Origin of the sequence: Kitasatospora paranensis, from assembly GCF_039544005.1 — a bacterium.
In the GTDB taxonomy this organism is placed as follows: domain Bacteria; phylum Actinomycetota; class Actinomycetes; order Streptomycetales; family Streptomycetaceae; genus Kitasatospora; species Kitasatospora paranensis.
Genome location: NZ_BAABKV010000001.1, coordinates 1,454,739 through 1,479,527, shown reverse-complemented (window position 1 = coordinate 1,479,527; position 24,789 = coordinate 1,454,739). Strand labels below are relative to the sequence as shown.

Below are 24,789 nucleotides of genomic sequence, written 5' to 3'. Positions count from 1 at the left end.
TTCCCGGCCGATCGGCCGGGACCCGACCCGGGCGGATTTACTGGGGGAGTCGCCGGTCGCGGATCTCGGCCCAGTTCAGGGAGTCGCGGATGCCGTCGGCGATGCTGAATCGCGGTTCCCAGGCGAGCAGCCGCTTGGCCCGGTCGCTGCGGGTGAAGGCGCCGGCGACGGCGCCGGGGCGCGGGTCTGTCTCGACCGTCACGACCGGTGGGGTGACCACGGTGTTGAAGGCCGTGACCAGCTCGGTGACGGTGGTGCCCGTGCCGGTGCCGAGGTTGATCACCGAGGAGCGTTTGCCGTCCAGGGCGGCATCGAACCGCTGGAGCACAGCTATGTGTGCGGCGGCCAGGTCCCAGACGTGTACGTAGTCGCGGATGCCCGAGCCGTCGCGGGTGGGCCAGTCGGTGCCGGTGATCCGGAACGGCAGGCCGTCGTCGTGTGCCTCGATCAGCTTGCCGAGCGCGTGGCTGGGCCGGCGCAGCTGGAGGCCCGTGCGGAGTTCGGGGTCGGCGCCGATCGGGTTGAAGTAGCGCAGGGAGAGGATTCGGATGGGCTGGGTGGCGGCGATGTCGGTGAACATGGCCTCGCAGACCGCCTTGGTGCGCGCGTACGGGCTCTGCGGGGCGATCCCCGACTCCTCGTCCACGCTGAAGTCCTCGCCCGGCAGGTAGATCGAGCCGGAAGAGCTGAAGATCATCTTCTGGCAGCCGTTGCGGATCAGGTGGCCGACGAAGTCCAGGCTCTTGGCCACGTTCGCCCGGTAGTAGCCGAGCGGGTCACCGACCGAGTCGGGCACGACGATCAGTGCCGCGCAGTGCACGACCGCCTCGATCTCCGGATGCTCGGCGAAGACCCGGTCCACCAGAGCGCCGTCCGCGATGTCGCCCTCGTAGAAGGCGCGACCCTCGGTGAACTCCCGACGTCCAGTCACCAGACTGTCCAGGATCACCGGCGTGATGCCCACGTCCAGGCAGGCGGAGGCGACGGTGCTGCCGATGTACCCGGCGCCGCCCGAGATCAGTACCTTCATGTTCGACTTCGACCCTTTCCATTCCCCTGCTGACCAGGCGGTTCGTGCCGTGAGCCTAGCCCGGCCGGAGCGACGGCATGGCGCGGCAGGCGCCCCTGGCACCACTGGGACCGGTGTCGGCCGAGGGCACCGGCACTCGACGGGCCTGGGGTGGAGTCCGGCGTTGCCGCTCGGGGCCCGGGCTCCCGGCTATGCGAGCTCGATGCTCAGTTGCGCGCCCAGTTCTCTGAATCCCAGGGCGATGGCGACCCGCCGGGACCCAGGAACCCGTGCCCGCCATTGCGGCCGTAGCCCGGCCGCGAGGGCGTGCGTGGTCGTTGCCGAACCCGTCACCCGGGCCAGCCCCCGGCCCCGCCACCCGGGCGCGGTGAGCACACTGATGTGGGCGGTCCGACTCGGCCAGGCCCGGTAGCCGGCGGCGGCGACCACCTGGCCGGCCTCGCGGACCACGAACGCGGGTGAGGTGATCTCATCCAGACCGGCTTCCCCGGCGTCACCGTCGCCCGCCAGCTGCTCCAACTGCCTCAGGTCCGGATGTCCGCCCGGCAGTTGTTCCACCGTCAGTGCACCGGGCGCCACGGGACGGAATCCGTCCGGGGCCACGTAAGCCATCGCCGCAGGACCGAGAATTCGGGCCACCGGCAGTATGCCGCGGATCGCCTCGGCATCGACGACGGCCTCCACGGGCAGCGTCGCGAACGCATCGCGAACGATCGCAGCCGCATCCTCGCTGGGCGCGGTCACGATCGCCGATCCACCCAGAGCCACCACGCCGACCCACCCGGCAGGGCACATCCCCGATCCCGGCGAGACGACCACGCGCACGCCCCCTGCCGTCGGGAACGAAACCGGCGCCGAGGCCAGGCACTCCCACAGCCCAAGGGCTCCGACCAGCAGAGGATCTATCGACATGCCCCGATCCTGCCAGCCCGGACGCCCTGCCGACCTGCGAAATTTAACCGGCGAGATCCTCACTAAGAGGAGCTAACACAAAGCCGTCGTTCGGCCATGTCTCATCGTCCGTATGCTCGTTGGTCCATCCGTGGGGAATCTGAAGGGTCCGCCGTGGGTGGTGTCGGACGATCTCTGGGCGCGGATCGAGCCGCTGCTGCCGGTTCGGCAGCGGCGGTCTCGCAATCCGGGTCGGTTACCTCTCGATGATCGCGGCTGTCTGCAGGGGATCCTGTTCGTGCTGCACACCGGGATCCAGTGGGAGTGGCTGCCACAGGAGCTGGGCTTCGGCTCCGGGATGACGTGCTGGCGCCGGCTGCGGGACTGGCACGAGGCCGGTGTCTGGGACCGGCTGCACCAGGTGCTGCTGACCGAGCTGCACCGCGCGGGGAAGCTGGACTGGTCCCGGGCGGTGATCGACGGCTCCCACCATCAGGCGCGTCGGGGCGGCCCAAAACGGGCCCGAGCCCGGTCGACCGCGCCCGGCCGGGCTCCAAGCACCACGTCATCACCGACGCTCACGGCACCCCGCTCGCCATCACTCTGACCGGCGGCAATCGCCACGACGTCACCCAGTTGCTTCCCCTGCTGGACGCGATCCCGCGCATTCGCGGAGCCACCGGTCGCCCGCGCCACCGACCCAGGGAGCTGTTCGCCGACCGCGGTTACGACTTCGACAAGTACCGCCGACTGCTGTGGAAGCGCGGCATCAAGCCGGTCATCGCCCGCCGCGGAGTCCCACACGGCTCCGGCCTGGGCACTGTCCGCTGGGTGGTCGAGAGCACGAACGCCTGGATCCACGGCTTCCGTCGCCTCCGCATCCGATGGGACATACGCGACGACATCCACGAGGCATTCCTCAAGCTGGCCTGCTGCGTGATCACCTACCGACGCGTCCGCGCTTTGTGTTAGCTCCTCTAAGGACAACAAGACCCCGTAAAGTACGGAAATCCGCCCAAACTCATCCCTGCCGGAGACTCGAGGGCGGCGGGCCGACCTCCAGCGAACTCGGGCCCCGGCCGGACCCACGTGCAGACCATGAGACTAGATCTTGATCCAGTAACGTCGCACTGCACCGGACCCGGCGTCCCGGGAGCCTTCCAAAACGCCACCGTTGAGCTCGATCGTCCTCGCCGAGGCAATGTTGTCGGCCTCGCAGACGATGAGCACCTGGTCCAGGTCGAGTGTCCGTGCCTCGTCGAGCATCCGCCCCAGCGCCCAGGTGGCCAGTCCACGCCGGCGCGAGGACGGTCGGATGCCGTAGCCGATGTGGCCGAACTCTGGCACCGATTCGTTGAGCCTGAGCCGCAGCGCGATCCCGCCGTGTACCCGATCGCCATCAACGATCCACCGGTACACACAACCTCGGCCGCTCTCCACCTCCTCCGGACCGGACGCGTCAGCCAACCGCGCTGCCCAGGCAGCAAACCCGTCCGGCAGGTCCACCTCGTCCGACGGCCCGATCCCGAACCCGTCCTCGTGCAGCCCGGGGCCCCACTCGTCACGCGCCTCGAGCCACGCGCGGTGCAGACGGGCGGTCGGCGCAATCAGTTCAGGCACACAGCGACGATACCGACCCACACAATCAAGATCCACAACTGGAGCCCCATCCCCCGGGCCAGGCCAGTCCCAACACTGCGCCAGCCACGAGTATACGAACGGCCGAGTAGGCACGCCTCACGCCGTCAGCGGTTCCTGTCCGTTTGTCAGGTAGCGCCGGCCTAGGCGGGTGAAGGCGGTGGGGCTCGGGCGGTGCGGGAGGAACTCCTTGATCCGCTGCGCGCATTCACGTGGGCTCGCCGTGCTGGTGTCGCACTCCAGGTCATAGTCACCGTGGCCGTGGACCAGCCCGTACTGGTGCGCCGCGAGGCCCGGCGGGCGGTCACCCCGGGCCAGCTCGCGGCGGGCCAGTTCGTCCAACGGGCAGTGGACACCGACGAACAGCACATCCTCGGGCCGCAGCACCGTCAAGCAGTCGACCAGCCGCCACGGCTCGCTCAGCACATGGTCGACCACGATGTCGTTACCCGCCTCGGCCATGGCCGCGATCGACCGGTGGAAACCCATCCTGGTCCGCCGCAGCGCGGCATCGAGATCCTCCGCCCCCAGCTCCCGCTTGCTGCGCATCGCGTTGAAGCCGTCGACCGCCATGTGGAAGAAGACGCCGTCGTCCAGGATGTCCAGAAGCTCCCTGGCGATGCTCGACTTCCCCGAGCTGGAGGTGCCGTTGAGAAAAATGATCCGACCAGATGCCATATTGACATGATCACATGTTGCCGGTGCCGCGCTCAGGAGATGTCCAGCGGATGTGGCGCCCGGCCTGGAAGACGGTGGCGGTCTTCTCGTACCGGGTGGCCAGGCCGCGCAAGTTCTTCAGCCGCCGCGGCCGGGAGACGTGCTGATCGGCCTGCTGGACAGCGAGAACGCCACCGTTCGGCAATGGGCGGCCGAAGCCCTGGCGGACCTGGAGATCCAACGTGCCGTGCCCGATCTTCAACGAGCCTATGAAGCCTTCCGGCAGCGAGGGGAGGCCCCCGATGACAGCGAGGGCGAGGCGCTTCGCTGGGCGCTGACTGATCTCGGCGCCCGCGAGCTCGTGATCCCGCCCCGGGCTGCTGCGCTGCGGGCCTCGTTCGGGAACCTGGCCCCGGCGTGGTCGACAGCTCACCTTACTGAGGTCATCGAGGATCTTGCCGCTCACGGTCAGGCCGTGCTCTATTTCCAGGTGTGGCAGATCAGGCCGAACAACGGGGCCTTCTGGCGTCGGGGTCCGGGCATCGACTGGGACATCGACCGCCATTTGCCCTGGGCTCGGATCGTGGGCGAATGCCGGGACTGAGCCCTTCTCGCAGCCGAAGCAACTGACAAGGATGCCGACCTGGTGGCGACGATTTCTTGGATTGACGTCTCGGACCTGTGAGGGCTCTGGATCTGATCGATATTGGCGGCCAGGTCGCAGTGCTGTCCGAGGGCCACGGCGAGCTCGTTGCAGAGCCGCTCGTTCTCCATGCCTGGACCTGCAGCGCGCCCTCGACACCGCGCGGCTTTGCCCAGCGCCCGCCGGCTGTCCCGCCCAGGGAAGGTGATCGCGGTCGGGCCGTCAGAGCCCGGTCCGCAACGCCTGGTCCGCAAGGCCCGGTCACCAGTGGTGGGTCCGGCCGTCGGCGGATGCCGGGGTGGGTGCCGGCGGGGGCGGTGACGTGAGGTGGGCGTGGACGGTCTTGCCGCTGCCGGCTTCGAGCGTCACGGCCACGGCGTCGCACAGGGCGACCACGAGGGCCAGACCTCGGCCGCCGAGTGCGGTGTCCGCGGTGACGACCCGCGGCAGCGGCATCAGGCGGCTGGTGTCGTGGACGGACACCTCCACGCCGTCCGGCCCGCCGAGCAGGTGGAGGCTGCCGGGGCCGTGGGTGTGGCGGATGGAGTTGGTGACGAGCTCACTGACCACCAGCACGGCGTCCTCGCGCACGGCGCGCGGCAGCTGGGCCCGGGTCAGGTAGGCGCGGGCGTGGGCCCGGATGTCCGCCACGCACTGCAGGCGGGCGGTGAACGGCTCGCTCCACCCCCGTCCGCTGGAGGGCACGGTGGCTCGGGCGCCTGCCGCGGCGGCCGGCGGCGGGTCGGGGGAACTGGACGACGGCGGTCATGGCCTGACGCTCTTTCCTGGCGCTGGTCGGCCCGGTGGTCGGTTCGGGCGGTCGGCCCGGGTGGTCGGCGCGGCGGGCGGTGGTGCCCGCCGGCCGGGGAGGCCCGGCGTCCGTGGGCGCCGGGCCGTTCGGTGCGGCCGGCCGTGCCGGCCCGGTCAGCGGCAGTACCAGCCCGCCGGAACCCAGACCCGATCCCAGTGGGCCGGGATCCACTTGTTGTCCCAGCCGGCCTTGTGCCAGGTCTTGTGCCAGTAGCCGTGGTGCCAGTGGTGGTGGGAGTCCCACCAGCCCGGGTGCCAGTCGTTGTGCCAGTAACCGGCGTGCCAGACCTTCTGCCAGTGCCCGCCGACCCACGTGTTCTCCCAGTGCGCCGGGTACCAGCGGCAGTCCTTGTCGTGCGAGACCGAGGACACGCTCGCGGTGGTGGTGGCCGAGGCCGTTGCGGCCGAGGTGGCCACGGCCGCGCCGCCCCCGAGCATCACGCAGGTCGCAGCGACTGCCAGCGACCGCTTGGTTCGCGTGGTGCGCATCGCCCTGCACCTCCTTCCTGATGGTCCGTCGGCTCGACCGGGCCTTCCACGGAAGGGAGTTCCGCTGCGGCCCGTCCGGCCGGGTGGTTTTCCATGACCTTGATTCGTCCACGAAGGCACGAGGGACTGGAGGAAATATCGGTCAAATATTCGACAATCGGACGCCCGAACACCGACCGGCCACGTGCCGACGGCGGAGCGGGCGCCGAGTCGGAACGATCCCGCACCCGTCCGGACCGGGCCCGGCGCCGAACACCAGGTAGGGACGTCGTGCCGACGTCACGCCACGACGCGGGTGAGTCGGCGGGTACGGAGGAGTCTCCCTTGGTGAATCAGGTCTGTCGGACGTCCGGCACCCCGTTCGACCGCGAAGAGCTGGCCGAGCTGGTGGCCAAGGTGGCCGTCGGCGACCACGACGCCTACCAGCAGGTGTACCGGGCCCTGGCCGGGCCCGTGTTCGGGCTGGTACGGCGGGTCCTGCGCGACCCCGCCCAGTCGGAGGAGGTGGCCCAGGATGTGATGCTCGACGTCTGGCGCCGGGCCGCCCAGTACCGGCCGGAGCGCGGCGGCGTCGTCCCGTGGGTGATGACCATGGCCCACCACCGCGCGGTGGACCGGGTGCGACTGGTGCAGAACACCGTGCAGCGCGAGGAACGCGCCGCGGCCCAGGCCCACACCACGGCCTTCGACCAGGTCGCCGAGCAGGTCGAGGACCGCCTCGACCGCGAACGGGTGCGGCACTGCCTGCAGGCGCTCAGCGACCTGCAGCGCCAGTCCCTCACACTCGCCTACTACCGCGGGCTCACCTACCAGGAGGTCGCCGACATGCTGGACGCGCCCCTGAGCACCGTCAAGACCCGGATGCGCGACGGCCTGATCCGGCTGCGCGACTGCCTGGGGGTGGAGCCATGACCGACCCGGCCGACGTGCACGCCCTGTCCGGCGCCTATGCCGCACACGCACTGACGGAGCCGGAGCGGGCCGCCTTCGAACGGCACCTGGCGCTCTGCGCGACCTGCCGCCTCGAGGTCGCCGGGTTCCGGGCCGCGCTGGCCCGGCTGGGCTGCGCCGAGGCGGCCGACCCGCCGGCGGGTGCGGAGGAGCGGGCCATGGCCGCCGTCACCCGGATCCGCCCGTTCCCGCCGGCCCGCCCGGCCGGCCCCGGGCCGGAGCCCCGGCCCGGCCGGTTCGCCCGCGCCCTCCGGCGCCCCGGACGGCTGGTGCTCGCGGCCTGCCTGGCCCTCGCCGTCGTCTCCGGCGCTGTCGCCGTCCGCCAGTACGACCGGGCCCAGCACGCCCGCACCGAGTCCGTGCGGCTGCACACCGAACTGTCCGAGTTCGCGGCCCTGCTCACCGCCCCCGACGTACGGACGGCCACCACCCGGGCGGCGGGCGGTACCGGCACCGGCACCGCGGTCTGGTCCGCGAGCCGGGACCGCGCCGCCTTCCTGGCCACCGACCTGCCGGCCCTGCCCGCCGGCAAGGCCTACGAGCTGTGGCTCGACGACGGCGGGGCCGCCCGCCCCGCCGGGCTGCTCCACGGCCCCGACGGCTCGCTGATCCTGGACGCGCCCGTCCACGGCGCCCGTGGCATCGGCCTCACCCTCGAACCGGCCGCCGGGTCGCCCATCCCCACCACCGACCCGATCCTGCTGCTCCCCCTCGCCTGACGCGCACGGCTGTCCCCCTTCGTCCGACGCACGGCGCGGCCGGACACCCATGGCGCCGCAGGCTAGGGTTGACCCCGGTGTGCCGGGAAGTCTGGTCGGCCCGGGGACGGAACGCGGCGAACCGCCGCGGCAGCCCGGTCAGTGCCGGAGGTCTCTGATGCGCGCGGTGGGTACCGTCCTCTTCCTGGTCGTCCTCGCGACGGCGGTGGCGACCTTCGCCCGCAGGCTGCGGATCCCGGCGCCGTCGGTGCTCGTCCTGGCCGGTGTCCTGGTCGCCCTCGTCCCCGGCGCCCCCACGCCGGACATCCCCCCGCAGGCCATCTCGCTCGTCGTGCTGCCGCCGCTGCTGTACGCCTCCGCCGAGGAGCTGTCCCTGCGCGACCTGCGCACGGTCTGGCGGCCCGTCACCGTCCTCGCGCTCGGGCTCGTGCTGGCTTCGGCCGCGGCGATCGGCGCGCTTGCGGTCGCGATCACCCCGCTGTCCGCCCCGATGGCCTTCGTCCTCGGCGCGGTGCTCGCCAGTACCGACCCGGTCGCGGTGACAGCGCTGGGCCGGCGGCTCGCCCTGCCGGGCAAGGTGCAGGTCCTCGTCCAGGCCGAGAGCCTGTTCAACGACGCCACCTCGCTGGTGCTGTTCAAGGTCGCGGTCGCCGTCGCGGTGGCCTCGGGCGCCGTCTCCTGGCAGTTCGCCGTGGGAGACTTCGTCCTCCTGGCGGGCGGAGGCGCCGTCGTCGGCGCCGTGCTCGCGGCCGCCGTCCGGCTGATCCGCAGGCACACCGCGGACCCGGTGCTGGAGACGGTGATCGCCCTGGTCACCCCGTATGCCGCCTACGTCCTCGCGGAGTCCGTGCACGCCTCCGGCGTCACCGCGGTGGTCGTCGCCGGGGTCGTCCTCGGCCGGTCCGGCCACCGCCTCTCCGACGCGGCGATCCGGCTCCAGCTGTCCGCCGTGTACGCGGTGGTCGTCTTCCTGCTGGAGAGCGTCGTCTTCGGCATCATCGGCCTCGAACTGCCCACCCTGGTGCGCGACCTCCCCGCCGGCAGCGGGCGGTGGCCGCTCCAGGCACTGGCCGTGGCGGTGGTGCTGATCGCCCTGCGCGTCCTCTGGGTGCTGCCGATGTCCGCCGCCGTCCGGCCCGAGCGCGGCCTCTCCTCCTGGCGGATCGCCACGGTGGTCACCTGGGCCGGTACCCGCGGGGTGATGCCGCTCGCCGCGGCCCTGTCCATCCCGCTGGTGACCGAGGACGGCGCCGGGCTGCCGGGGCGCCCGCTGGTGCTGGTGCTCACCACCGCGGTGGTCGTCCTCACCCTGGTCGTCCAGGGGTTCAGCCTCTCCGCCGTCGTGGACCGCTCCGGTCTCGCCCTCGAACCGGAGCACACCGCCCGGGAGGAGAACGACGCCCGCGCCGCCCTCGACCGGGCCGGCCTGGCCCACCTCGACCGGCTCGCCGGGCTGGAGACCTTCCCCGAGGCGGCCCTCGCGCTCGCCCGCCAGGGTCTCACCACCCGCCTCGCCGACACCGCCGAATCGGGCACCGGCACCCTGGCCGGCGCCTACCGGCAGCTGCGCCAGGACGTCATCGCCGTCCAGAACACCGAGCTGCTGCGCCTCTACGACGAGCACCGGATCAGCGACACCACCCGCCGCACCCTCCAGTACGACCTCGACCGCGAGGAGACCGCGCTGCGCGACGGCTGACGGCCCGGACCTCCGCAGGACGGCACCGAGCCTCCCGCAATTCAGACATAACGTCACATATGCTGCGCCCTGCGGGTGCTGGCCTGCTCCCTCTGCCGGGAGCGGGCGCTGCGGCGCCCGCACGTCAGGCCATGTCATCGACCGCCCGGATGTGACGCCGAGCCGCTCCCGTGGCACCGATCCAGGGCCCGGCCATCCGGACCGGACGCAGCCCCGGTTCCCAGGAGGAAACCCATCGTGCAGAGGATCACCCGCCTCGGCATCGCCGTCGCGACCGCTCTCGCCGCATCAGCCGTCTCCGCCCCGGCCGTCTCCGCCACCACCGGCGATGCCGGCGGCCACCACGCCGTGTTCGTCCAGACCGACAATCCCGCGGGCAACCAGGTGGTCGCCTACCATCGCGGCGAGGACGGGCGGCTCGCGCCGGCCCGCAGCTACGACACCGGCGGCCTCGGGGGCGTGCTGGACGGTTCCGTCGCCGACCACCTCGCCTCGCAGGGATCGCTGACGTACGACGCACACCACGCCCTGCTGTACGCGGTGAACGCCGGCAGTGACACCGTCACCGTCTTCGCGGTGGACGGCGACCGGCTGGTGCGGCGGCAGGTCGTCCGGTCGGGCGGACGGTTCCCGGTCAGCGTCGCGGTGCACGGCGACGTGGTCTACGTGCTCAACGCGCTGGAGGGCGGCTCGATCCAGGGCTTCACCGTCGCCGGCGGGCGCCTGCGGGCCGAGGCGGCCTGGCACCGGAGCCTGGGGCTGGATCCGAACGCCACCCCGCAGTTCGTCAACACGCCCGGTCAGGTGGGCTTCACCGGTGACGGCTCGCAGCTGGTGGTGACCACCAAGGCCAACGGCAGCAGTATCCTCGTCTTCGACCTGCACCGCACCGGCGCACCCGCCGACGCCCCGGTGGTCACCGCGCAGCCCGGCGCGGTGCCGTTCGGGTTCGTCACCAGTGGCGACCGCGGTCTCTTCCTCACCCAGGCCGGCCCGAACGCGGTGGCGACCGTCCGGATCCACCGCAATGGCACGGCCACCCAGTCCGCGGCCGTGGCCACCGGCCAGTCCGCCACCTGCTGGGTCACCGCCGCCGGCGGATTCCTGTACGCCTCGAACGCGGGCAGCTCCACGCTCAGCGCCTTCCGGGTCGGCGAGCGCGGCGACCTCACGCTGCTGGGCACCACCCCCACGGACCCCGGCACGGTGGACTCCGCGGCCTCCTCGGACGGCCGGTTCCTGTACGTGCAGACGGGGGTCAAGGGCATCGTCGACGAGTTCCGGGTCGGCCGGGACGGCTCACTCACCGCACTGGGGTCGCAGACCGTCCCCGGTGCGGTCGGCGGCGAGGGCATCGTCGCGTTCTGACCGGTCTCCTGCCGTGCGCCGCGCCCGGTCCGCCGGGGGCGGCGTACGCTGCCGTCCGGAGCCGTGGCCGGCATGGGCTGCACGAGCCCACGAGTCGATCCCACGACACGATCCCACGAGATACGACGAGTGCGCCGTCCGCCACGAGGCGGACCGTACGGGGCGCCGCCGTAAACGAGTGGCTGGGGAAGGCCATCCGCTGTGATCATGCAGCAGTGGACACAGGCCTTCCCGACGGGTGGACGATCGAGCGGGTGCGCTCCGCTTCGGGGGACTCCGAGGCGGCCCTGCTCTCCCTCGAACGACTCGTCGTCGTCGAGGAGAGCGGCCTTGCCGACTACACCCCCTCCGGCCTGACGTCGTCCTCTCCTTCCACGGCCTCTGCCTCGTGAGGGCCGACGGCGACTGGTTCATGGGGCAGCTCGACATCGACGGTTCGATCATCTGCTGGGCCTCCTGCGGACCTGACCTGGGCGAGGCCATTCGAGGTCTGTGAGCCGTTGCGTTCAGCCGCCGTCCGGCGGGGGCCCGGTGAGCAGGCGCAGGGTGAGGGCGCCGAGGGCGGCCTCCTGTACGGCCGGGTCGGGGGCGACCGAGAAGCGGAAGCCCTGCGAGGCGAGCAGCGACATCAGCCACCAGGCGCCGGCCTCGGGTTCGACGTCCGCCCGGATGCTGCCGTCGCGCAGGCCCTGGTCCAGGAGGCCGGCGAGGGTGCGCGCGACGGACCGGTTGGCGCGGCGGGCCGCCTCCAGGACGGCCGGTTCGGCGGTGAGCGTCATGGCGTCGGCGAACAGCACGCCGAGGGTGCCGCGGGCGTGCACCCGGGTCAGGTGCTCGGGCGCCAGCAGGTCGGCCAGCCAGGCGCCGATCGTCGGGCAGGCCTGCGCCCACCGGGTCAGTTCCTCGGTCATCTGCCCGGCCGCGTGGTCGAGCACGGCCGCGAAGACGGCGGACTTGGACCCGAAGTTCTGGAACACCACCGGCTCGCTGACACCCACCCGCCGGGCGACGTCGGACATCTTGCCGCGCTGGTAGCCCGATTCGGCGAACACCTCGGTCGCCGCGGCCAGGATCGACGCCTGGCGGTCGGCCGCGCTGAGGCGGGTCCTGCGGGGCTTCGCGGCGGGGGCGGGTTCGGCCATCCCTCCATCCTAGACGGGCCTTGCGCGCGTTCTTAGTGGCGACTAAGTTGAAGGTACTTAGTCGCCACTAAGAAAGGTGTGCGCCATGGAACTCGCACGTTTTCTGCACGGCAGGCCCGACGACCGCACCGCCGGGATCACCCTCACCCACGGACGCGCCTACGAGGCGTTCGGCACCGCCTTCTTCGCCGGGCGCCGCCGCCGCGTCTTCGCCCGCCTCGCCGAACTCAGCGGCGCCCGGCCCGGCGACCACGCCCTCGACGTCGGCTGCGGCACCGGCTACCTGACCCGCTTCATGGCCGCCGCCGTCACCCCCGCCGGCACGGTCCGCGGCATCGACCCGTCACCCGACGTCCTCGCCCACGCCCGCCGGCTGTCCGGCCGCCACCCGCACTGCACCTACGCGGACGGCGTCGCCGAACGGCTCGACGCCCCGGACGACACCTACGACGTGGTGGTCAGCAGCCTGATGATCCATCACCTCCCGCCGGACGTCCGCGGACGGGCCGTCGCCGAGATGCTGCGGGTGCTGCGCCCCGGCGGGCGCCTGCTGATCGCCGACTTCCGGCCGCCCGCCCATCCGGTGGCCCGCCACCTGGTCGGCGCCCTGACCGGCCCAGCGATGGAGCACAACCCCGTCCGGCTGATCGCGCCGCTCGTCCGGCAGACCGGGTTCGACGAGGTCACCACCGGTGACCTGAGCCCCTGGATCCACCACGTGCGCGGCGTGAAGCCGCAGGGCGCCGCGTGAGCCCCGCACCGCGGGCCGATCGCCCGCTCCGGACGGCGGCCGCCGTCCTGGTCCCGGCGGGCCTGCTGCTCCACCTCTGGCTGGGCACCCGGATCCCGCTCGTCGCCGCGGGCGTCGGCCTCGCCTGCCACGCGGCGGCCGCCGTGACCGCCCGCCGCTGGGCCCGCCAGCGGTCGGCCTGAGCGACGCCCCGCTCCCACCGTGCGCCCCCGGCGACCCGCACCCGCAGGACGGGGCGCAGCGGCCGGGGGCGACGAAGCCCGGCGGCGCCGGTCGACGAAGGGGGAGTCCTACAGGGGGAGGACCAGAGCGGGCACTCGGCGCTGTGGGTGCTGAGCATGATGATCGTCCCGCCATCCATCACCTCGCGGGTGAGGACCACCTCGCAGCAGCCGGCCCGCCGGGACGGCCGGGGGCCGAAGCCCTCCCGGTCCCGGCGGTCGTACCGCCCGCGAACGTCCTCCAAGTGGCCCGGGTGGTCGACATCGCCCGGGTGGCCGAGGTCGTCCCGGAGGTCCGGCAGGTCCCGGTCCGGGGTCTCGGTGTCGCGCCACCGCGGCCCGTCCCAGGAGGGGGCGGAGAGCGATCGGCCGGGCCGCTCGTCCCGGGTGCCCCTGCGGGGGACCTGCTCGACGGGGACCCCGAGGGCACGGGCGCGTGCGTGCAGGCGGCGGCGGTTGCGGCGTTCGGACATGACACCACCCTGCCTGTCCGAGCCCCGTCCGCGCCAGTCGCACCCCGGCCGACCGGCTCCGCCCGCCGGCCGGGCCTGCCCTCCCCGCTGCCCGAGGCTGCCCGCTGCGCCGGATCGTGGCAGGTCGGCGGGGGTGTGCGGGTCGGGTCGGGGCTTTCGGGGCGCGGATCGTGTGCCGCCGCGCACACCGGACCGCCCATCGCGGCGCGGGCGGCGCCTCCCGACCCGGATCGGCCGCGGGCCCGACGCGCCCGTGCGGCGGGGAGCCCGCTGCGCAGGGCCGCTGACCGGGGAGCAGAATGATCTCCGGCCGGCCGCACCGTGAGCCGGCGTCCAGCACGACCCCGGGGGCCGAGGAATGCAGTCCGATGAGCGCTGGCTGGTGGCCGGGCTCGGGAATCCGGGGCCGCGGTTCCGCCGGACGCGGCACAACGCCGGGTTCCTCCTGGTCGACCGCCTCGCCGCGCGGTACGGAGCGACGTTCCGGCGGCGGGGCCTCCGCTACCGGGTCGCGGAGATCGAGCTCGCGGGCCGGCCGGTCGTCCTGGTCAAGCCGCTCTGGTTCATCAACCTGTCGGGCCGGCCCGTCGCCGCCGCGCTGCGCGCGTACGGCATCCCGGTCGAGCGCCTGGTGGTCGCGCAGGACGACCTGGACTTCCCGTTCGGTGTCGTCCGGCTGAAGCGCGGCGGAGGTCCGGCCGGGCACAAGGGCGCGCACTCGGTGAACGCTGCTCTCGGGACGCGTCGCTACCTGCGGCTGCGGCTCGGCATCGGCCGGCCGCCGAAGGGCGGGAGCACCGGCGACTTCGTCCTCGGGGAGTTCACGGCGGCCGAGCAGGAACAGCTCCCGGCACTCCTCGACCGCTGCGCGGACGGCCTCGGCGAGCTGGTCGCCCGCGGCCCGGACCGCGCGCAGCAGCGCCTCCACACCGCGACCTCGTGAGGCACGGCCCCGTACCGGACGGTCACCGGATCTCTCGGGGTACGCGCGGTTCTTGACGGTCCCGCAGGGCTCCAGCACACTGCTCGGGACGGTCACGACAGTCAGCGCCCGCCGCGCAGGGCTCCGGCCCGGGCGGGTCATCGACCCCGGTCCGCTGACAGGCAGCCCCTCCGCCGCGACGGGTGCCCCGGGTGACGACCGGGTCCCGCCGACGCGGCGGGGCAGGCGCGGACTCGCCTCTCGCGAGCCCCGACGACGGGACCGGTGGGAGATGCGCGGGACGGGCAGGGCGGCAGGGTCCGCCTGTCACGGCCCGCGCCGGACGTCCCCGCCCCGGTCCTGCTCCCTGACCAGGCGTCTGCACATCGATCTGCTGCGGGTCTGCAGCGCCTGCGGCCCGGCCGCCTGATCCTGCGCGCCCCCGGCTCCGCCGCCGCACGACCACCGGCGGGTTGGGCCGGGACGCCCCGCCCGCTGCGCGTCCCCGGCACCGCCGCCGACCGGACGGCCGGGCTCCACGCACATGCCATCCCGAGGGAGAGCCATGCCTGAGATCGTCCTGCCCGTAGCCGGCTCGGCGCCGCGTCCCGTCCCCGCGCAGGGTCCGCCGCCGCCCTGCAGCCCGGCCCCCGTCCGTCCCGGCCCCGCGTGGCGGCCGCGGAGCGGGGCCGGGACTTCCGCAGCCGCATCGGCGTCGACCGCGCGGGCGGCTACTACCCCGCACCCCACCGCTACCTGGTGTACCTCTGTCCCGGCTGTCCCGACTCCCTGCGGGTCGCGATCACCCTCGACCTGCTCGCCCCGGCCGCCCCGGGGGAGCCGGCCGCCCCGGGCCTTCCGGCCGCTCCGGACCGTGCGACGACCGGTGCCTGCCTCGTCCTCCCCGCCGACACCCCCGAGGGCCACGGGTCGCTCCGCGCCGCCTACGAGGCGACCCTGCACCACTACGACGGCCCGCTCACCGTGCCCGCGCTCTGCGACCGGTGGAGCGGACGCATCGTCAGCAACCACACCCCGGACATCCTCCGCGACCTCGTGGAGCACCTGAGCACCCCCGCCGCGACCGCGCCGCGGGCCCGGGGGCCACCTCCCCGACCTGCGCCCGCCGCGCCTGGCCGCCGAGATCGACGCCCTCCACGACCTGCTCCGCGCGGACGTCACCGGGGCCGCCCGCCTGGCCGGGACCGACCCGGACGCGCAGCGCCGGGAGGAGGCGCACCGGACGCTCCTGCAGGCACTGGACCGGCTCGACCGCCGGCTGGCCGGGAGCCCGTACGCGCTGGGCGAGGACCTGACCGCCGCCGACGTCGACCTCTGGGTCGCCCTGGTCGAGCTCGACCTCGTGCTCCGGCCCCGGCTGGACGCCGCGACGGCGGACCGCGTCGCCGGCCACGACCGGCTCCGGGCCTACGTCCGAAGGCTGCACGGCCACCCGGCGTTCCACGGGAACCTGCGGGCCGACGACATGGCACGGCCGCACCGCGGCCCCGGGACCCCGTCCGGCGGCGGGACCGGATGGATCGACCACCGCGACGGGGCGTGAGCATGGCAGCGATCCGGTACGACGCCGCGGCCGCCGAGGCGTACCGCCGTGCGCGGGAGATCCCCCGCGACGGCCTGACGGCCTGGCGCGCCGCCATCGGGGCCTCGGCCCGCCTCGCACCCGGAATGACCGTGCTCGACGTCGGCGCCGGCACCGGCGCCTTCGCCACGGCGTTCCGGGACTGGTACGGCGTCAGGGTCCTGGCCGTCGAGCCCGCCGACGCGATGCGGGCACTCGTCCCGGCCGACGACCGCATCGAGGTGGTCGCCGGCCGGGCCGAGTCGCTCCCGCTGCCGGACGGCTGTGCGGACGCGGCCTGGCTCGGTTCCGTCCTGCACCACCTCGCCGACCTTGACGCGGCCGCACACGAACTGCGGCGCGTTCTGCGGCCGGGCGGCAGGGTGCTCGTCCGCAACGCCTTCCCGGGCCGGTGCAGCCGTGATCTGCGGGTGCGCTTCTTCCCCGAGACGGCGGCGGGCATCGACGACTACCCGGGCGTCGAGCGGGTCTGTGCGGCGTTCGCCGCCGCGGGCTTCACCCGGCTGTCGCTGGAGTCCCTGCCGCAGCAGAACGCCCCCACCCTGGCGGAGTTCGCCGACCGGATCCGCCGGGACGCGGACTCCAAGCTCGCGTCGCTCGGCGACGCCCGGTTCGAGGCCGGCATGGCGCGGCTGCGGTCGGCGGCCGCGGCCGACCCCGCCGCACCGGCCACCAGCTGGATGGACCTGCTGGTCCTGGGCTGACGACCGTCACCCGCCCGGGCCTGTCGGGGCCCGTCCGGGCGCCCGCCGGGAGACACGCGGAGCGGGGTGCGTGTGGCGGCGGGCCGGAGCGTGGACGGTAGGGGAGGCGTGACCACGCCGGTGCGGGGCCGCCGCACCCGCCGGGACCGGTGACGGTGGCGGTCGCCGGTCCCGGCCCCGGCGCAGGACGGAGTGAGGGAGCGACGATGACCGTCCCGACCGGCCGTACCCCGCTGCGCCGCAGGAGGCGTCTGCGGGCGGGCAGTGCACAGCTCCTGTGCACCCTCCTCGGGCTGGGGCTCGGTCTCGCCCTGCCGCGGATCGCGGGTGGTCCACGGGTACCGGGCCCGCAGGCGAACGAGATGCTGGTCGGGCTGGGCTTCGGCGTGCTCGGTGTGACGGTGGTGATCCTCTCGCTGCTGGTCGTGGTGGTGCAATGGGCGCACACCACGTTCTCGCCGCGCCTGACCCTGTTCAGCAACGCCCCGCTGGTCTGGCGGACCTTCGCCTTCGCGATCGGCCTGGCGGTCTACTGCCTCACCGCGGTGCTGGCGACCGGTACCGCGGCCACGGTCACCCTCGCGGTGCCCGTCGTGACCGGCGTCCTGGTGCTCGTCCTGCTGGCCCTGCTGCGCACCCTCCAGCTGCGGGCGTTCACCTCCTCCAGCTGGCCCCCGTCCTGCACTCCGTCACCGAGCGCGGCCGCGGCCTCCTCGACTCGCTGCACGCCCGCAGGTCCGCCGGGGCGGACCGCCTCACGGCCCCGCCCGGTCCACCCGGAGCGTCCGGGCCGCCGCCGACGACGGTCAGCTGGCCGCACCCCGTCGCCGTGCTGCAGCAGGTCGACACGGAACGGCTGCTGGCGGCGGCCCGCAGGGCGGACGCGGTCGTGGTGCTGCGGGCCGTCCCGGGCGACACCCTCCCGTACGGCGCCACCGTGGCCCAGGTGCACGGCGCCCGCCTCGACGCCGCGCAGGTGCTGGCGGCCCTGGTCACCGGGACGGACCGGACGTTCGACCAGGACCCTCTCCTCGCCTTTCGGCTGCTCGCCGACATCGTGCTGCGGGCGCTGTCGCCGGCGGTCAACGACCCCGCCACCGCCGTCCAGGGCCTGGACTGCCTGGAGGACCTGCTCCGCGCCCCGGCCGCGCTGTCGGCCGGCCCGCTGGGCATCCCCGACCGGGACGGGACGGTCCGCATCGTCGTGCAGCTGCCCGCCTGGGAGGACTTCCTGCGCACCGGGGTCGACGACGTCATCGCGGCGGCCGGCAATGCGCCGATGGTGCTCATCCGGCTGCGCACGATGCTGCTGGGCCTGCACGGCCAGGGCGAACCCGACCGCCACGGCCTGGTCGGCCGCCGCCTCGCCTGGGTCGAGCGCCGGCTGACGGACCGCTACCCGGTGCTGTGGGACGAACTCGACCGTCCCGCCGCGGACTGACCCGGGTCGACATCGGACCGTGGCGGGGTGCCGCACGTGACATATCGTCATGCCGACTTGTGCGCGGGGAAGTTCGTCGGCTGCCGCCCTGTCGGGGATCCGCGAAGAAAGTCGGTGCCGAGGTCTCGAATCCGACGGGGCGGGCCGCGTAGCCTGTGGCGCGCGGGATCGAACACGTGATCTCCGTACTGCCGTCACCAAACCTGCACGGCTTCGTTCGCACACCATGGAGACCCCATGAGTTCCGACCGTTACCACTGGGACCGTTCGCACCCGGGGCTGACCACCCTGCGGGAGGCCATCGAACCCGTCCGCCGGGAGGTCGTCGGCCACCCGGTCTACCACGAGCTGAATTCCCTGCCGCGCGTCCGGGCGTTTCAGGAGAGACACGTCTTCGCGGTCTGGGACTTCATGTCGCTGCTCAAGTGCCTGCAGCGGCAGCTGACCTGCGTCGAACTGCCGTGGGTGCCGAGCGGCCCCACCGCGAGCCGCCGGCTGATCAACGAGATTGTGCTGGTCGAGGAGAGCGACGAGCTCGGCGACGGCTGGATCAGCCACTTCGAGCTCTACCTCGACGGCATGGCACGGGCCGGCGCCGACACCGCCCCGGTGCAGGACTTCCTGGATCGGCTCCGCGGCGGGGCGCCCGTCGCGGAGGCGGCGAAGGCGGCCGGGATACCCGTGGCCGCGGCCGAGTTCGTGGCGGTCACCTGGGGCATCATCGAGCACGCCCCGGTGCACTGCCAGGCCGCCGCCTTCGCGTTCGGCCGCGAGGACCTGATCCCGGAGATGTTCGAGCAGGTCGTCCGGATCGAGGACGCCGACGGCCGGCTGACGGTCTTCAAGGACTACCTCGCGCGCCACATCGAGGTGGACGGCGAGCAGCACACGCCGATGGCCATGCAGATGCTGATCGACCTCTGCGGCGACGACGCGGAGCGCTGGACGCAGTGCGCCGACACCGTCCGCGCCGCCCTGGCCGCCCGGGTCGCCCTCTGGGACGGCATTCTCGCCGAGCTTCCCGCCTGACGCCGCTCACCGCTGCTGCCGCAGGCCTCCGCAAATGGCCTGCGGCAGAGGCGGTCTGACGAACCGACACATCCGGCCCGGCCTGGTTAGGCTGCCCGAATGATGATCAAGGCTGTGGTGTTCGACGTCGGTGAGTGCCTGGTGGACGAGACCAGGGAGTACGGGACGTGGGCGGACTGGCTCGGCGTCCCGCGGCACACCTTCGTCGCCCAGTTCGGCGCGACGATCGCGCAGGGAAAGGACTACCGGGAGACCTTCCAGGTCTTCCGGCCCGGCTTCGACCTGGACGGGGAGCGGGACAAGCGGGCCGCGGCCGGGCGGCCGGAGACCTTTGGTGAGGAGGATCTCTACCCGGACGTCCGGCCCGCGCTTGCCCGACTCCGTTCCGACGGTGCGTGGCTGGGGATCGCCGGGAATCAGACCCTGCGCGCCGGCGCCGTTCTGCGCGAGCTCTTCGCCGGCGACGTCGACCTGATAGCCACCTCCGACGACTGGTGCGCGGCCAAACCGGACGGGGCCTTCTTCCGGCGCCTCGCGGCGGCCGCCCCGGTGGCGCCGCGGGAGATCCTCTACGTCGGCGACCGCCTCGACAACGACGTCATGCCGGCGCTGGCCGCCGGCATGCGGGCGGCGCTGATCCGCCGCGGCCCGTGGGGCTGGATCCAGCGGCACGACCCGGCGGTCCGGCGGGCCACCTTCCGCATCGACTCGCTGGCCGAACTCGGCGACCTGGTGACGGCGTTCAACGCTGGAGCGTGCTGATCGTCGAGGACCAGCTGTACAGCCGGTCGTCCACGCGGCGCACCTCCGCGCGCTCCTGCCACTCGGCCAGGGCCCGCCGGGCCTCCCGGACGCGCTCCATGCCGGTGGCGTACCAGGTCACGGCCAGCTGGTCGAGGGCCTGCTCCAGCAGGCCGCAGGCCGCCCCGACCCGCCCCGCCCGCGCCTCGACCATGGCGAGGTCGCCGAGGACGACGCTGCGCTGCTTGCGGTCGGAGGCGGGCAGCGCGACCAGGACGCCCTCCAAGGTCGTCCGGGCCTGCGGGAGATGGCCGGCGCTCAGCTCGGTGTGCCCCTTGAAGGCGGCCAGCCGCACGGGGAGAACCAGGTGAACCAGGCCGGGCTCGGCGGCCGGTCCGTGCCGTCCGCCAGCACGTCCTCGGCGCGGCGCAGCACGGACAACGCGGCGCGGTGGTCCCCACAGCGGGTGAGGCACTCGGCCTCGACGGCGTCAAGCCAGGCCAGCAGGTCGGTGGAGGCCGGGCCGCGCCGGGCGTAGGTGCGGGCGGCCTGCATCCGCTCGACGGCGTCCTCGCGGCGCCCGGCCCACCCGGGGACGAACGCCAGGTGGGCGAGGATCGCGGCCCCGAGCAGCGAGTCGTCCGCCTCGCCGGCGGCCTGCAGCGCGCGGAGGTAGGTGGCGTCGGCCTGGTCGGGCCGGCGCAGGTCGAAGAACTGGATGCGGGCCGCGAGCAGCAGCGACTCGGCGAGGGCCGCGGCGAGGATCCGGCGGGCGACCCCGGTGGTCTCGCCGAGCAGCGCGGTGCCGAGTGCGGCGTGTTCGGCGACGGCCTGGTGCAGCGTGGCGGGCGGCACGGACCAGTACATCCGCCGGTGCGCCTCGGTGACGACCGCGTAGTCGGCGCCGATGGTGTCGGGCTGCGAGCCGGCCGACCGCGGGGCGGGCAGGGCGACCCGCACGGGTGCCGTGGCGACCGGGGCGAGCGGCGGCCCGGCGGCGGACGGGCTGCCGTGGCCGTCCCAGGGCGCCCGGAACCCGAGCTGCTCGACCGGCAGCCGCAGGACGTGGACGAGCAGCCGCTGGTAATCGGCGCGCGGCCAGCCCGGGGTGTCGGACTCCCAGCGGGCGACCTGCCGCGGGCTGATCCCCACGGCGCCCATGCCCAGTTCCCGGGCGGCCTGGCGCAGCGCGAGCAGGAGCGCCTTCTGGCTGCTGATGCCGGTGGCCTGCCGGGCGGCCTTCAGGGCGACGTTTCCGATGGAGCGGGTCACGGACACCTCCTGGAGTGACGGTGTCTCAACGGTAGTCCCGGAACTGCCGTTTGGGGAGCGATGGGCCGGTCGGCACCTGGTCGACGGCATGCAAGAGGCAGGCAAGCGGCATCATCGCGGCATTCAGGTGGCGGCCCGCAGGGCCGACGATGTCCTCGTACCGCGCCGGCGAGTGACCACCCACCGCGCAGAGGAGGGGTTGCCATGTCCGAACTCGACCCGCTGCTTCAGCAGACGCACCTCACGGAGGCCCAGGCCGCGGGCCGCGCCTGCGTCAGTTCGACCTGCGAGACCCCGGGAGCGACCCTGACGGTCGACGAACAGCTCACCGTCCGGGTCGACGGTGTCGTCCGGGTGCTGCCGGTGCGGCGCTGCACGCCCTGCAGTCTGAAGCAGCGCGGCTACGTCGTCATCGCCAGCAGCGACCAGGGCGGTACCTGACCGACCCCTCCACGGCCCCGGCGGCAGGAATCAGCGGCGTCGGCTGGACGGCGGCTCCGGCGGCACGGAACAGTGGCGTCGGCGCGTGCCGGCAGCCCGGGGCCGCGCCGGACCCTCGGGAGGACGCCGTGACCATCCACCACCTCGACTGCGCGACCATGGGGCCGCCCGGAGGCCGCGCACTGCTCGGCAGCGGCGGCCCCTTGACCGGCCGCATGGTCGGCCACTGCCTGCTGCTGGAGACCGACGGCGGGCTCGTCCTGGTCGACACCGGCTTCGGCACCGGCGACGTGGCCGACCCGGGTCGGCTGGGCCGGACCTTCCGGACGGTCACCAGGCCCCGGCTCACCCTCCCCGGTACGGCCCTGCACCAGATCCGGGCGCTCGGCCACGACCCGCGGGACGTCCGCCACATCGTCCTCACCCACCTCGACCTGGACCATGCGGGCGGGCTCGGCGACTTCCCGCAGGCCGAGGTCCACGTGTTCGCGGAGGAGCTCGCGGCCGCCCGGGCGCCCGCCACCCGCGCCGAACGGGACCGCTACCGCACGGCGCAGTGGGCGCACGGCCCGCGCTGGGTGGAGCACCGGACGGCGGGGGATCCCTGGTTCGGCTTCGAGGCGGCGCGGTCGGTGGCCGACGCCGTCCCGGACGTCCTGCTGATCCCGCTGCGCGGCCACACCCGGGGCCACGCGGCCGTCGCCGTCCGCCACGGCGGCTCCTGGCTGCTGCACTGCGGCGACGCCTACTTCTCGCACGTCGAGATGGACCCGGCCGCGCCGCACTGCCCGCCCGGCCTGCGGCTGTTCCAGCGGCTGATGGCCACCGACGACCGGGCCCGCACCCACAACCAGGAGCGGCTGCGCGACCTGCTCCGCGAGCGCCCCGCCGAGGTCGTGCCGTTCTGCTCCCACGACCCGTACGAGTTCGACCGGCTGAGCGGCGCGGCGGTGCCGCCCGCAGCGAATGCGGCCGGCGCGCCGCCGCACCCGGCCGGCTGACGGGCCGACCCGCGGACGGCGACGGCGGCCGTGCCCCCGGAGCGGGGCCGGCCGCCGTCGGCGGGTGTGTCAGTGCCAGTTGCTGATCCTGACGTCGCGCGGGGCGGGTTCGCCGGTGCCGGTTTCGAGCATCCGCTTCAGGCTCAGCAGGAACGTCGCCCACTTGGTGCTGCAGTGGTACATGAACTCGACCGGCTCCCGCCAGCCCTCGTGCCGGAACAGCACGATCGTGAAGTCGTCCTCCCGCTTGATGTCGAAGCCGACCCGGGTGCCGATCCACTCCTCCGGGCCGTCGACGACCTCCCAGCGCACCCGCTCGGCGGGCTCGGACTCCATGACCTTCATGTCGAAGCCGCCCGCGTCGAAGCGGAATCGGACGACTCCTCCGACGCCGGGGTCGCCGTCGGTCTCCTCCGTCCACCAGCCCGCCAGTCCGTCGACGGTCGTCAGGGCCGCGTACACCGCCTCGGGGGAGGAGGACGTCACCCCGATCCTGTGCAGGATGTCCACCATCTCGATGCCTCGCTCTCGTGCGGGCGCCCGCGTCGGGGCGCGTTCGTGCCGTCGGTGAGGGGGTCAGCCCTCCTGGCTGCGCTGGATCGCCTCGGCGATCCGCTTGATGCGATGGAGCCGGGCGTCCCAGCTCGTCCCGACCGAGGACAGCTGTGCGACGGCGCGGGCGAGCTGGGCCTCGTCCACCTCGTAGCGGCGCTCGCGGCCGGACGGCGTGCCGTGGACCAGGCCGACCCGGTCGAGGACGCCGAGGTGTTTGGCGACCGCCTGCCGGGTGACGGGCAGTTGCTCGCTCAGCGTGGTCGCCGTCCCGCCGCCGGCCAGCAGCAGGTCGACTATCCGCCGCCGGATGGGGTCGCCCACGGCCGACCAGAGTTCGTCGTCGACGGTGATGCTCACGGCGTCGACTCCAGCCGGGCGACGTACGCGACCAGGCGGGGCAGGTACCAGTCCCAGCCGGTGACGTGCTCGCGGTACTGCTGCTCCAGGACGGCGGCCTCCCAGCCCTTCTCCCGGAACCCGGCCTCGCTGAAGCGCACCAGCGTGCCCGTCCCCGACGGGACCAGCTCGAAAGTGACCAGGAGCGAGTTGGCCGCGGTCGCGGCCTCGCCGTGGTCGTACACCCAGCGGAAGGCGAACCGCCGGGGCGGGTCGGCCTCGACCACGGTGACCGGGACGACGTTCGCCTCGGGCGTGGAGCCGTCGCCGAACGTGATGACCCCGGTGGCGCCGGGCACCGGCTTCAGGTCCGCCTCGTCCGGCCACCACTCCTTGAGGTGTTCGGGCGTGCTGATGACCTCGTAGACCACCTCGGGCGCCGCCTCGATGTGGATCTCCCGCTCGATGCTGCCGTACTCCATCGCACCGCTCCGCCCTCTCGCAACCTTTGGTTGCCTATGACGGTAGACCGCTCCGCGGTGATGTGCAACCTTTGGTTGCTGATCAGGCGGAGCGAGGTGCATACGGCGGCGGCCGTGCCCCCGACCCGGAGACACGGCCGCCGCCGTCCCTGCCCGCCGCTACACGGCCGCCTGGGCCTGGGCCTGGGCCTGGGCCACCGCCGTCCCGGCCTGGACGGCCTGCTGGAGCGCCTGGTTCGGATCCGAGCGGCGGGTCTCGTCGCTGCGCACCTTGTAGAAGCGGGTGAGCGCGGCCAGCGCCGGGGCGGCTTCGAGGGGCGTCCGTGCCGACCGGATCTCGTTGAACCAGGTGTTCAGCGCCTCCTGGTCCTGGGCACTCCGGGCCCCGCCGAACCGGTCCGGCGTGAACATGGCCTGCTGGGCCGCCCACGTCCGCTGGAGCGCCTGCGGTCCGTGGTCGGGGAAGACGGTCGACACCGCCCCTCCCATTGGGCGAGGCCCTGCAGGTACCGGTGCGCCGTGGCGGGCAGCAGCGGATTTCCGCCGGCCGAGGCGGCCAGCTGCTGGAGGTTCTTCGGCGTGAAGGTGCGCCCCGCCAGCTCGGCCACGGTGTTCGGGCCGACCGGGCCGAGCGTCTCGGCCAGGTTCTTCCAGCCCTGGTACGACCGGGCCAGTTCCACCCCTGCATGTTGAACGGCGCCGCCCCGTCGAAGTGGCTCGCGACCGTGGCGTCGTGCCGGTCCGAACCGAGGTACCCGAGGTCGAGCTCGCCGCTGCTGG

Annotated in this window: 30 protein-coding genes, 1 pseudogene and 1 riboswitch; of the genes and pseudogenes, 18 read left to right on the top strand and 13 right to left on the bottom strand. The window is 73.6% G+C overall.

All coding sequences use genetic code 11. The features are described from left to right. Nucleotides 1-37: 37 nt before the first annotated feature. Nucleotides 38-1,030, bottom strand: coding sequence for a UDP-glucose 4-epimerase GalE (gene galE, locus ABEB13_RS07450; protein WP_345704811.1), 993 nt, complete (start codon nt 1,028-1,030; stop codon nt 38-40). A 189-nt stretch (nt 1,031-1,219) separates the two neighbouring features. Continuing rightward, a complete protein-coding gene (locus ABEB13_RS07445) occupies nt 1,220-1,942 on the bottom strand; it encodes a GNAT family N-acetyltransferase (RefSeq protein WP_345704810.1) in 723 nt (240 codons plus the stop codon). Nucleotides 1,943-2,054: 112 nt separating this feature from the next. Between ABEB13_RS07445 and ABEB13_RS07440 the strand changes: the two genes are divergently transcribed. Next, nucleotides 2,055-2,893 (top strand): IS5 family transposase gene (locus ABEB13_RS07440; RefSeq protein WP_345704809.1). Its coding sequence is split into 2 segments (ribosomal slippage): nt 2,055-2,433 and nt 2,433-2,893, totalling 840 coding nucleotides; the frame shifts between segments, so codons are not numbered across the junction. Between the two features lie 132 nt (nt 2,894-3,025). On the opposite strand, the gene ABEB13_RS07435 is transcribed toward ABEB13_RS07440, so the two are convergent. Further along, nucleotides 3,026-3,541, bottom strand: a complete 516-nt coding sequence (locus ABEB13_RS07435; RefSeq protein ID WP_345704808.1) for a GNAT family N-acetyltransferase — start codon at nt 3,539-3,541, stop codon at nt 3,026-3,028. Between the two features lie 117 nt (nt 3,542-3,658). Then, a complete protein-coding gene (locus ABEB13_RS07430) occupies nt 3,659-4,237 on the bottom strand; it encodes a chloramphenicol phosphotransferase CPT family protein (protein WP_345704807.1) in 579 nt (192 codons plus the stop codon). 139 nt (nt 4,238-4,376) lie between these two features. On the opposite strand from ABEB13_RS07430, the gene ABEB13_RS07425 reads away from it, so the two are divergent. Beyond that, nucleotides 4,377-4,820, top strand: a complete 444-nt coding sequence (locus ABEB13_RS07425; RefSeq protein WP_345704806.1) for a hypothetical protein — start codon at nt 4,377-4,379, stop codon at nt 4,818-4,820. A 300-nt stretch (nt 4,821-5,120) separates the two neighbouring features. On the opposite strand, the gene ABEB13_RS07420 is transcribed toward ABEB13_RS07425, so the two are convergent. Next, a complete protein-coding gene (locus ABEB13_RS07420) occupies nt 5,121-5,564 on the bottom strand; it encodes an ATP-binding protein (protein WP_345704805.1) in 444 nt (147 codons plus the stop codon). Between the two features lie 219 nt (nt 5,565-5,783). Beyond that, a complete protein-coding gene (locus tag ABEB13_RS07415) occupies nt 5,784-6,158 on the bottom strand; it encodes a hypothetical protein (protein WP_345704804.1) in 375 nt (124 codons plus the stop codon). A 327-nt stretch (nt 6,159-6,485) separates the two neighbouring features. Between ABEB13_RS07415 and sigK the strand changes: the two genes are divergently transcribed. From sigK to ABEB13_RS07390, 5 genes are all read left to right on the top strand, one after another. Then, a complete protein-coding gene (gene sigK, locus ABEB13_RS07410; RefSeq protein WP_345709581.1) occupies nt 6,486-7,070 on the top strand; it encodes an ECF RNA polymerase sigma factor SigK in 585 nt (194 codons plus the stop codon). Then, nucleotides 7,067-7,828 carry an anti-sigma factor gene (locus ABEB13_RS07405; protein WP_345704803.1) on the top strand — a complete coding sequence of 254 codons (762 nt, stop codon included), beginning with the start codon at nt 7,067-7,069 and terminating at the stop codon, nt 7,826-7,828. Before sigK ends, ABEB13_RS07405 begins: the two co-directional genes overlap by 4 nt. A 157-nt stretch (nt 7,829-7,985) precedes the next feature. Further along, entirely contained in the window at nt 7,986-9,527 is a 1,542-nt protein-coding gene (locus ABEB13_RS07400) for a Na+/H+ antiporter (RefSeq protein WP_345704802.1), read from the top strand. A gap of 237 nt (nt 9,528-9,764) precedes the next feature. Further along, entirely contained in the window at nt 9,765-10,895 is a 1,131-nt protein-coding gene (locus ABEB13_RS07395; protein WP_345704801.1) for a lactonase family protein, read from the top strand. 215 nt (nt 10,896-11,110) lie between these two features. Continuing rightward, a complete protein-coding gene (locus ABEB13_RS07390) occupies nt 11,111-11,287 on the top strand; it encodes a hypothetical protein (protein WP_345704800.1) in 177 nt (58 codons plus the stop codon). A 114-nt stretch (nt 11,288-11,401) separates the two neighbouring features. Here ABEB13_RS07390 and ABEB13_RS07385 read toward each other — a convergent pair whose 3' ends face one another. Beyond that, nucleotides 11,402-12,037, bottom strand: coding sequence for a TetR/AcrR family transcriptional regulator (locus tag ABEB13_RS07385; RefSeq protein WP_345704799.1), 636 nt, complete (start codon nt 12,035-12,037; stop codon nt 11,402-11,404). A gap of 85 nt (nt 12,038-12,122) precedes the next feature. On the opposite strand from ABEB13_RS07385, the gene ABEB13_RS07380 reads away from it, so the two are divergent. The 9 genes and pseudogenes from ABEB13_RS07380 to ABEB13_RS07345 all read left to right on the top strand — a co-directional run bounded on the left by ABEB13_RS07380 (nt 12,123) and on the right by ABEB13_RS07345 (nt 19,943). Further along, nucleotides 12,123-12,788 carry a class I SAM-dependent methyltransferase gene (locus ABEB13_RS07380; RefSeq protein WP_345704798.1) on the top strand — a complete coding sequence of 222 codons (666 nt, stop codon included), beginning with the start codon at nt 12,123-12,125 and terminating at the stop codon, nt 12,786-12,788. Continuing rightward, nucleotides 12,785-12,970: a hypothetical protein gene (locus ABEB13_RS07375; RefSeq protein WP_345704797.1), complete on the top strand. Its 186-nt coding sequence runs from the start codon at nt 12,785-12,787 to the stop codon at nt 12,968-12,970. The genes ABEB13_RS07380 and ABEB13_RS07375 overlap by 4 nt, the downstream gene beginning before the upstream one ends. Nucleotides 12,971-13,840: 870 nt before the next feature. Further along, the gene (gene pth, locus ABEB13_RS07370) at nt 13,841-14,425 is read left to right on the top strand and encodes an aminoacyl-tRNA hydrolase (RefSeq protein WP_345704796.1); all 585 of its coding nucleotides are present in this window, start codon (nt 13,841-13,843) and stop codon (nt 14,423-14,425) included. Nucleotides 14,426-14,560: 135 nt separating this feature from the next. Continuing rightward, a riboswitch (SAM riboswitch) is annotated at nt 14,561-14,659 on the top strand. Between the two features lie 862 nt (nt 14,660-15,521). Continuing rightward, nucleotides 15,522-15,968, top strand: coding sequence for a glutathione S-transferase C-terminal domain-containing protein (locus ABEB13_RS07365; RefSeq protein ID WP_345709580.1), 447 nt, complete (start codon nt 15,522-15,524; stop codon nt 15,966-15,968). Nucleotides 15,969-15,970: 2 nt separating this feature from the next. After that, nucleotides 15,971-16,711: a class I SAM-dependent methyltransferase gene (locus ABEB13_RS07360; RefSeq protein WP_345704795.1), complete on the top strand. Its 741-nt coding sequence runs from the start codon at nt 15,971-15,973 to the stop codon at nt 16,709-16,711. Between the two features lie 206 nt (nt 16,712-16,917). After that, nucleotides 16,918-17,328 (top strand): annotated as a pseudogene (locus tag ABEB13_RS40375) (DUF2254 family protein); the annotation flags it as partial. After that, nucleotides 17,244-18,152 (top strand): DUF2254 family protein, encoded by a 909-nt coding sequence (locus tag ABEB13_RS07355; protein ID WP_425559955.1) that lies wholly within the window; start codon nt 17,244-17,246, stop codon nt 18,150-18,152. The pseudogene ABEB13_RS40375 and the gene ABEB13_RS07355, both read left to right, overlap by 85 nt. A gap of 237 nt (nt 18,153-18,389) precedes the next feature. Beyond that, a complete protein-coding gene (locus tag ABEB13_RS07350) occupies nt 18,390-19,181 on the top strand; it encodes a DUF3050 domain-containing protein (protein WP_345704793.1) in 792 nt (263 codons plus the stop codon). A 102-nt stretch (nt 19,182-19,283) separates the two neighbouring features. Continuing rightward, the gene (locus tag ABEB13_RS07345; RefSeq protein ID WP_345709579.1) at nt 19,284-19,943 is read left to right on the top strand and encodes an HAD family hydrolase; all 660 of its coding nucleotides are present in this window, start codon (nt 19,284-19,286) and stop codon (nt 19,941-19,943) included. Here ABEB13_RS07345 and ABEB13_RS07340 read toward each other — a convergent pair. Together ABEB13_RS07340 and ABEB13_RS07335 are read right to left on the bottom strand one after the other, a co-directional pair. Beyond that, nucleotides 19,924-20,277: a hypothetical protein gene (locus ABEB13_RS07340; protein ID WP_345704792.1), complete on the bottom strand. Its 354-nt coding sequence runs from the start codon at nt 20,275-20,277 to the stop codon at nt 19,924-19,926. The two genes, ABEB13_RS07345 and ABEB13_RS07340, sit on opposite strands and share 20 nt — an antisense overlap. Beyond that, nucleotides 20,241-21,194 (bottom strand): NsdA family TPR-like regulatory protein, encoded by a 954-nt coding sequence (locus ABEB13_RS07335; RefSeq protein WP_345704791.1) that lies wholly within the window; start codon nt 21,192-21,194, stop codon nt 20,241-20,243. The genes ABEB13_RS07340 and ABEB13_RS07335 overlap by 37 nt, the downstream gene beginning before the upstream one ends. Nucleotides 21,195-21,398: 204 nt before the next feature. Between ABEB13_RS07335 and ABEB13_RS07330 the strand changes: the two genes are divergently transcribed. Both ABEB13_RS07330 and ABEB13_RS07325 read left to right on the top strand, forming a co-directional pair. Then, nucleotides 21,399-21,635: a hypothetical protein gene (locus ABEB13_RS07330; protein WP_100891586.1), complete on the top strand. Its 237-nt coding sequence runs from the start codon at nt 21,399-21,401 to the stop codon at nt 21,633-21,635. A gap of 128 nt (nt 21,636-21,763) precedes the next feature. Continuing rightward, nucleotides 21,764-22,636: an MBL fold metallo-hydrolase gene (locus ABEB13_RS07325; RefSeq protein WP_345704790.1), complete on the top strand. Its 873-nt coding sequence runs from the start codon at nt 21,764-21,766 to the stop codon at nt 22,634-22,636. A gap of 69 nt (nt 22,637-22,705) precedes the next feature. Here ABEB13_RS07325 and ABEB13_RS07320 read toward each other — a convergent pair whose 3' ends face one another. The 4 genes from ABEB13_RS07320 to ABEB13_RS07305 all read right to left on the bottom strand — a co-directional run bounded on the left by ABEB13_RS07320 (nt 22,706) and on the right by ABEB13_RS07305 (nt 24,486). Further along, nucleotides 22,706-23,149 (bottom strand): SRPBCC family protein, encoded by a 444-nt coding sequence (locus ABEB13_RS07320; protein ID WP_345704789.1) that lies wholly within the window; start codon nt 23,147-23,149, stop codon nt 22,706-22,708. 63 nt (nt 23,150-23,212) lie between these two features. Then, a complete protein-coding gene (locus ABEB13_RS07315) occupies nt 23,213-23,548 on the bottom strand; it encodes an ArsR/SmtB family transcription factor (RefSeq protein ID WP_100891590.1) in 336 nt (111 codons plus the stop codon). Beyond that, entirely contained in the window at nt 23,545-24,009 is a 465-nt protein-coding gene (locus ABEB13_RS07310; protein ID WP_345704788.1) for an SRPBCC family protein, read from the bottom strand. The genes ABEB13_RS07315 and ABEB13_RS07310 overlap by 4 nt, the downstream gene beginning before the upstream one ends. Nucleotides 24,010-24,168: 159 nt before the next feature. Then, entirely contained in the window at nt 24,169-24,486 is a 318-nt protein-coding gene (locus ABEB13_RS07305; RefSeq protein ID WP_345704787.1) for a hypothetical protein, read from the bottom strand. Between the last annotated feature and the right edge of the window lie 303 nt (nt 24,487-24,789).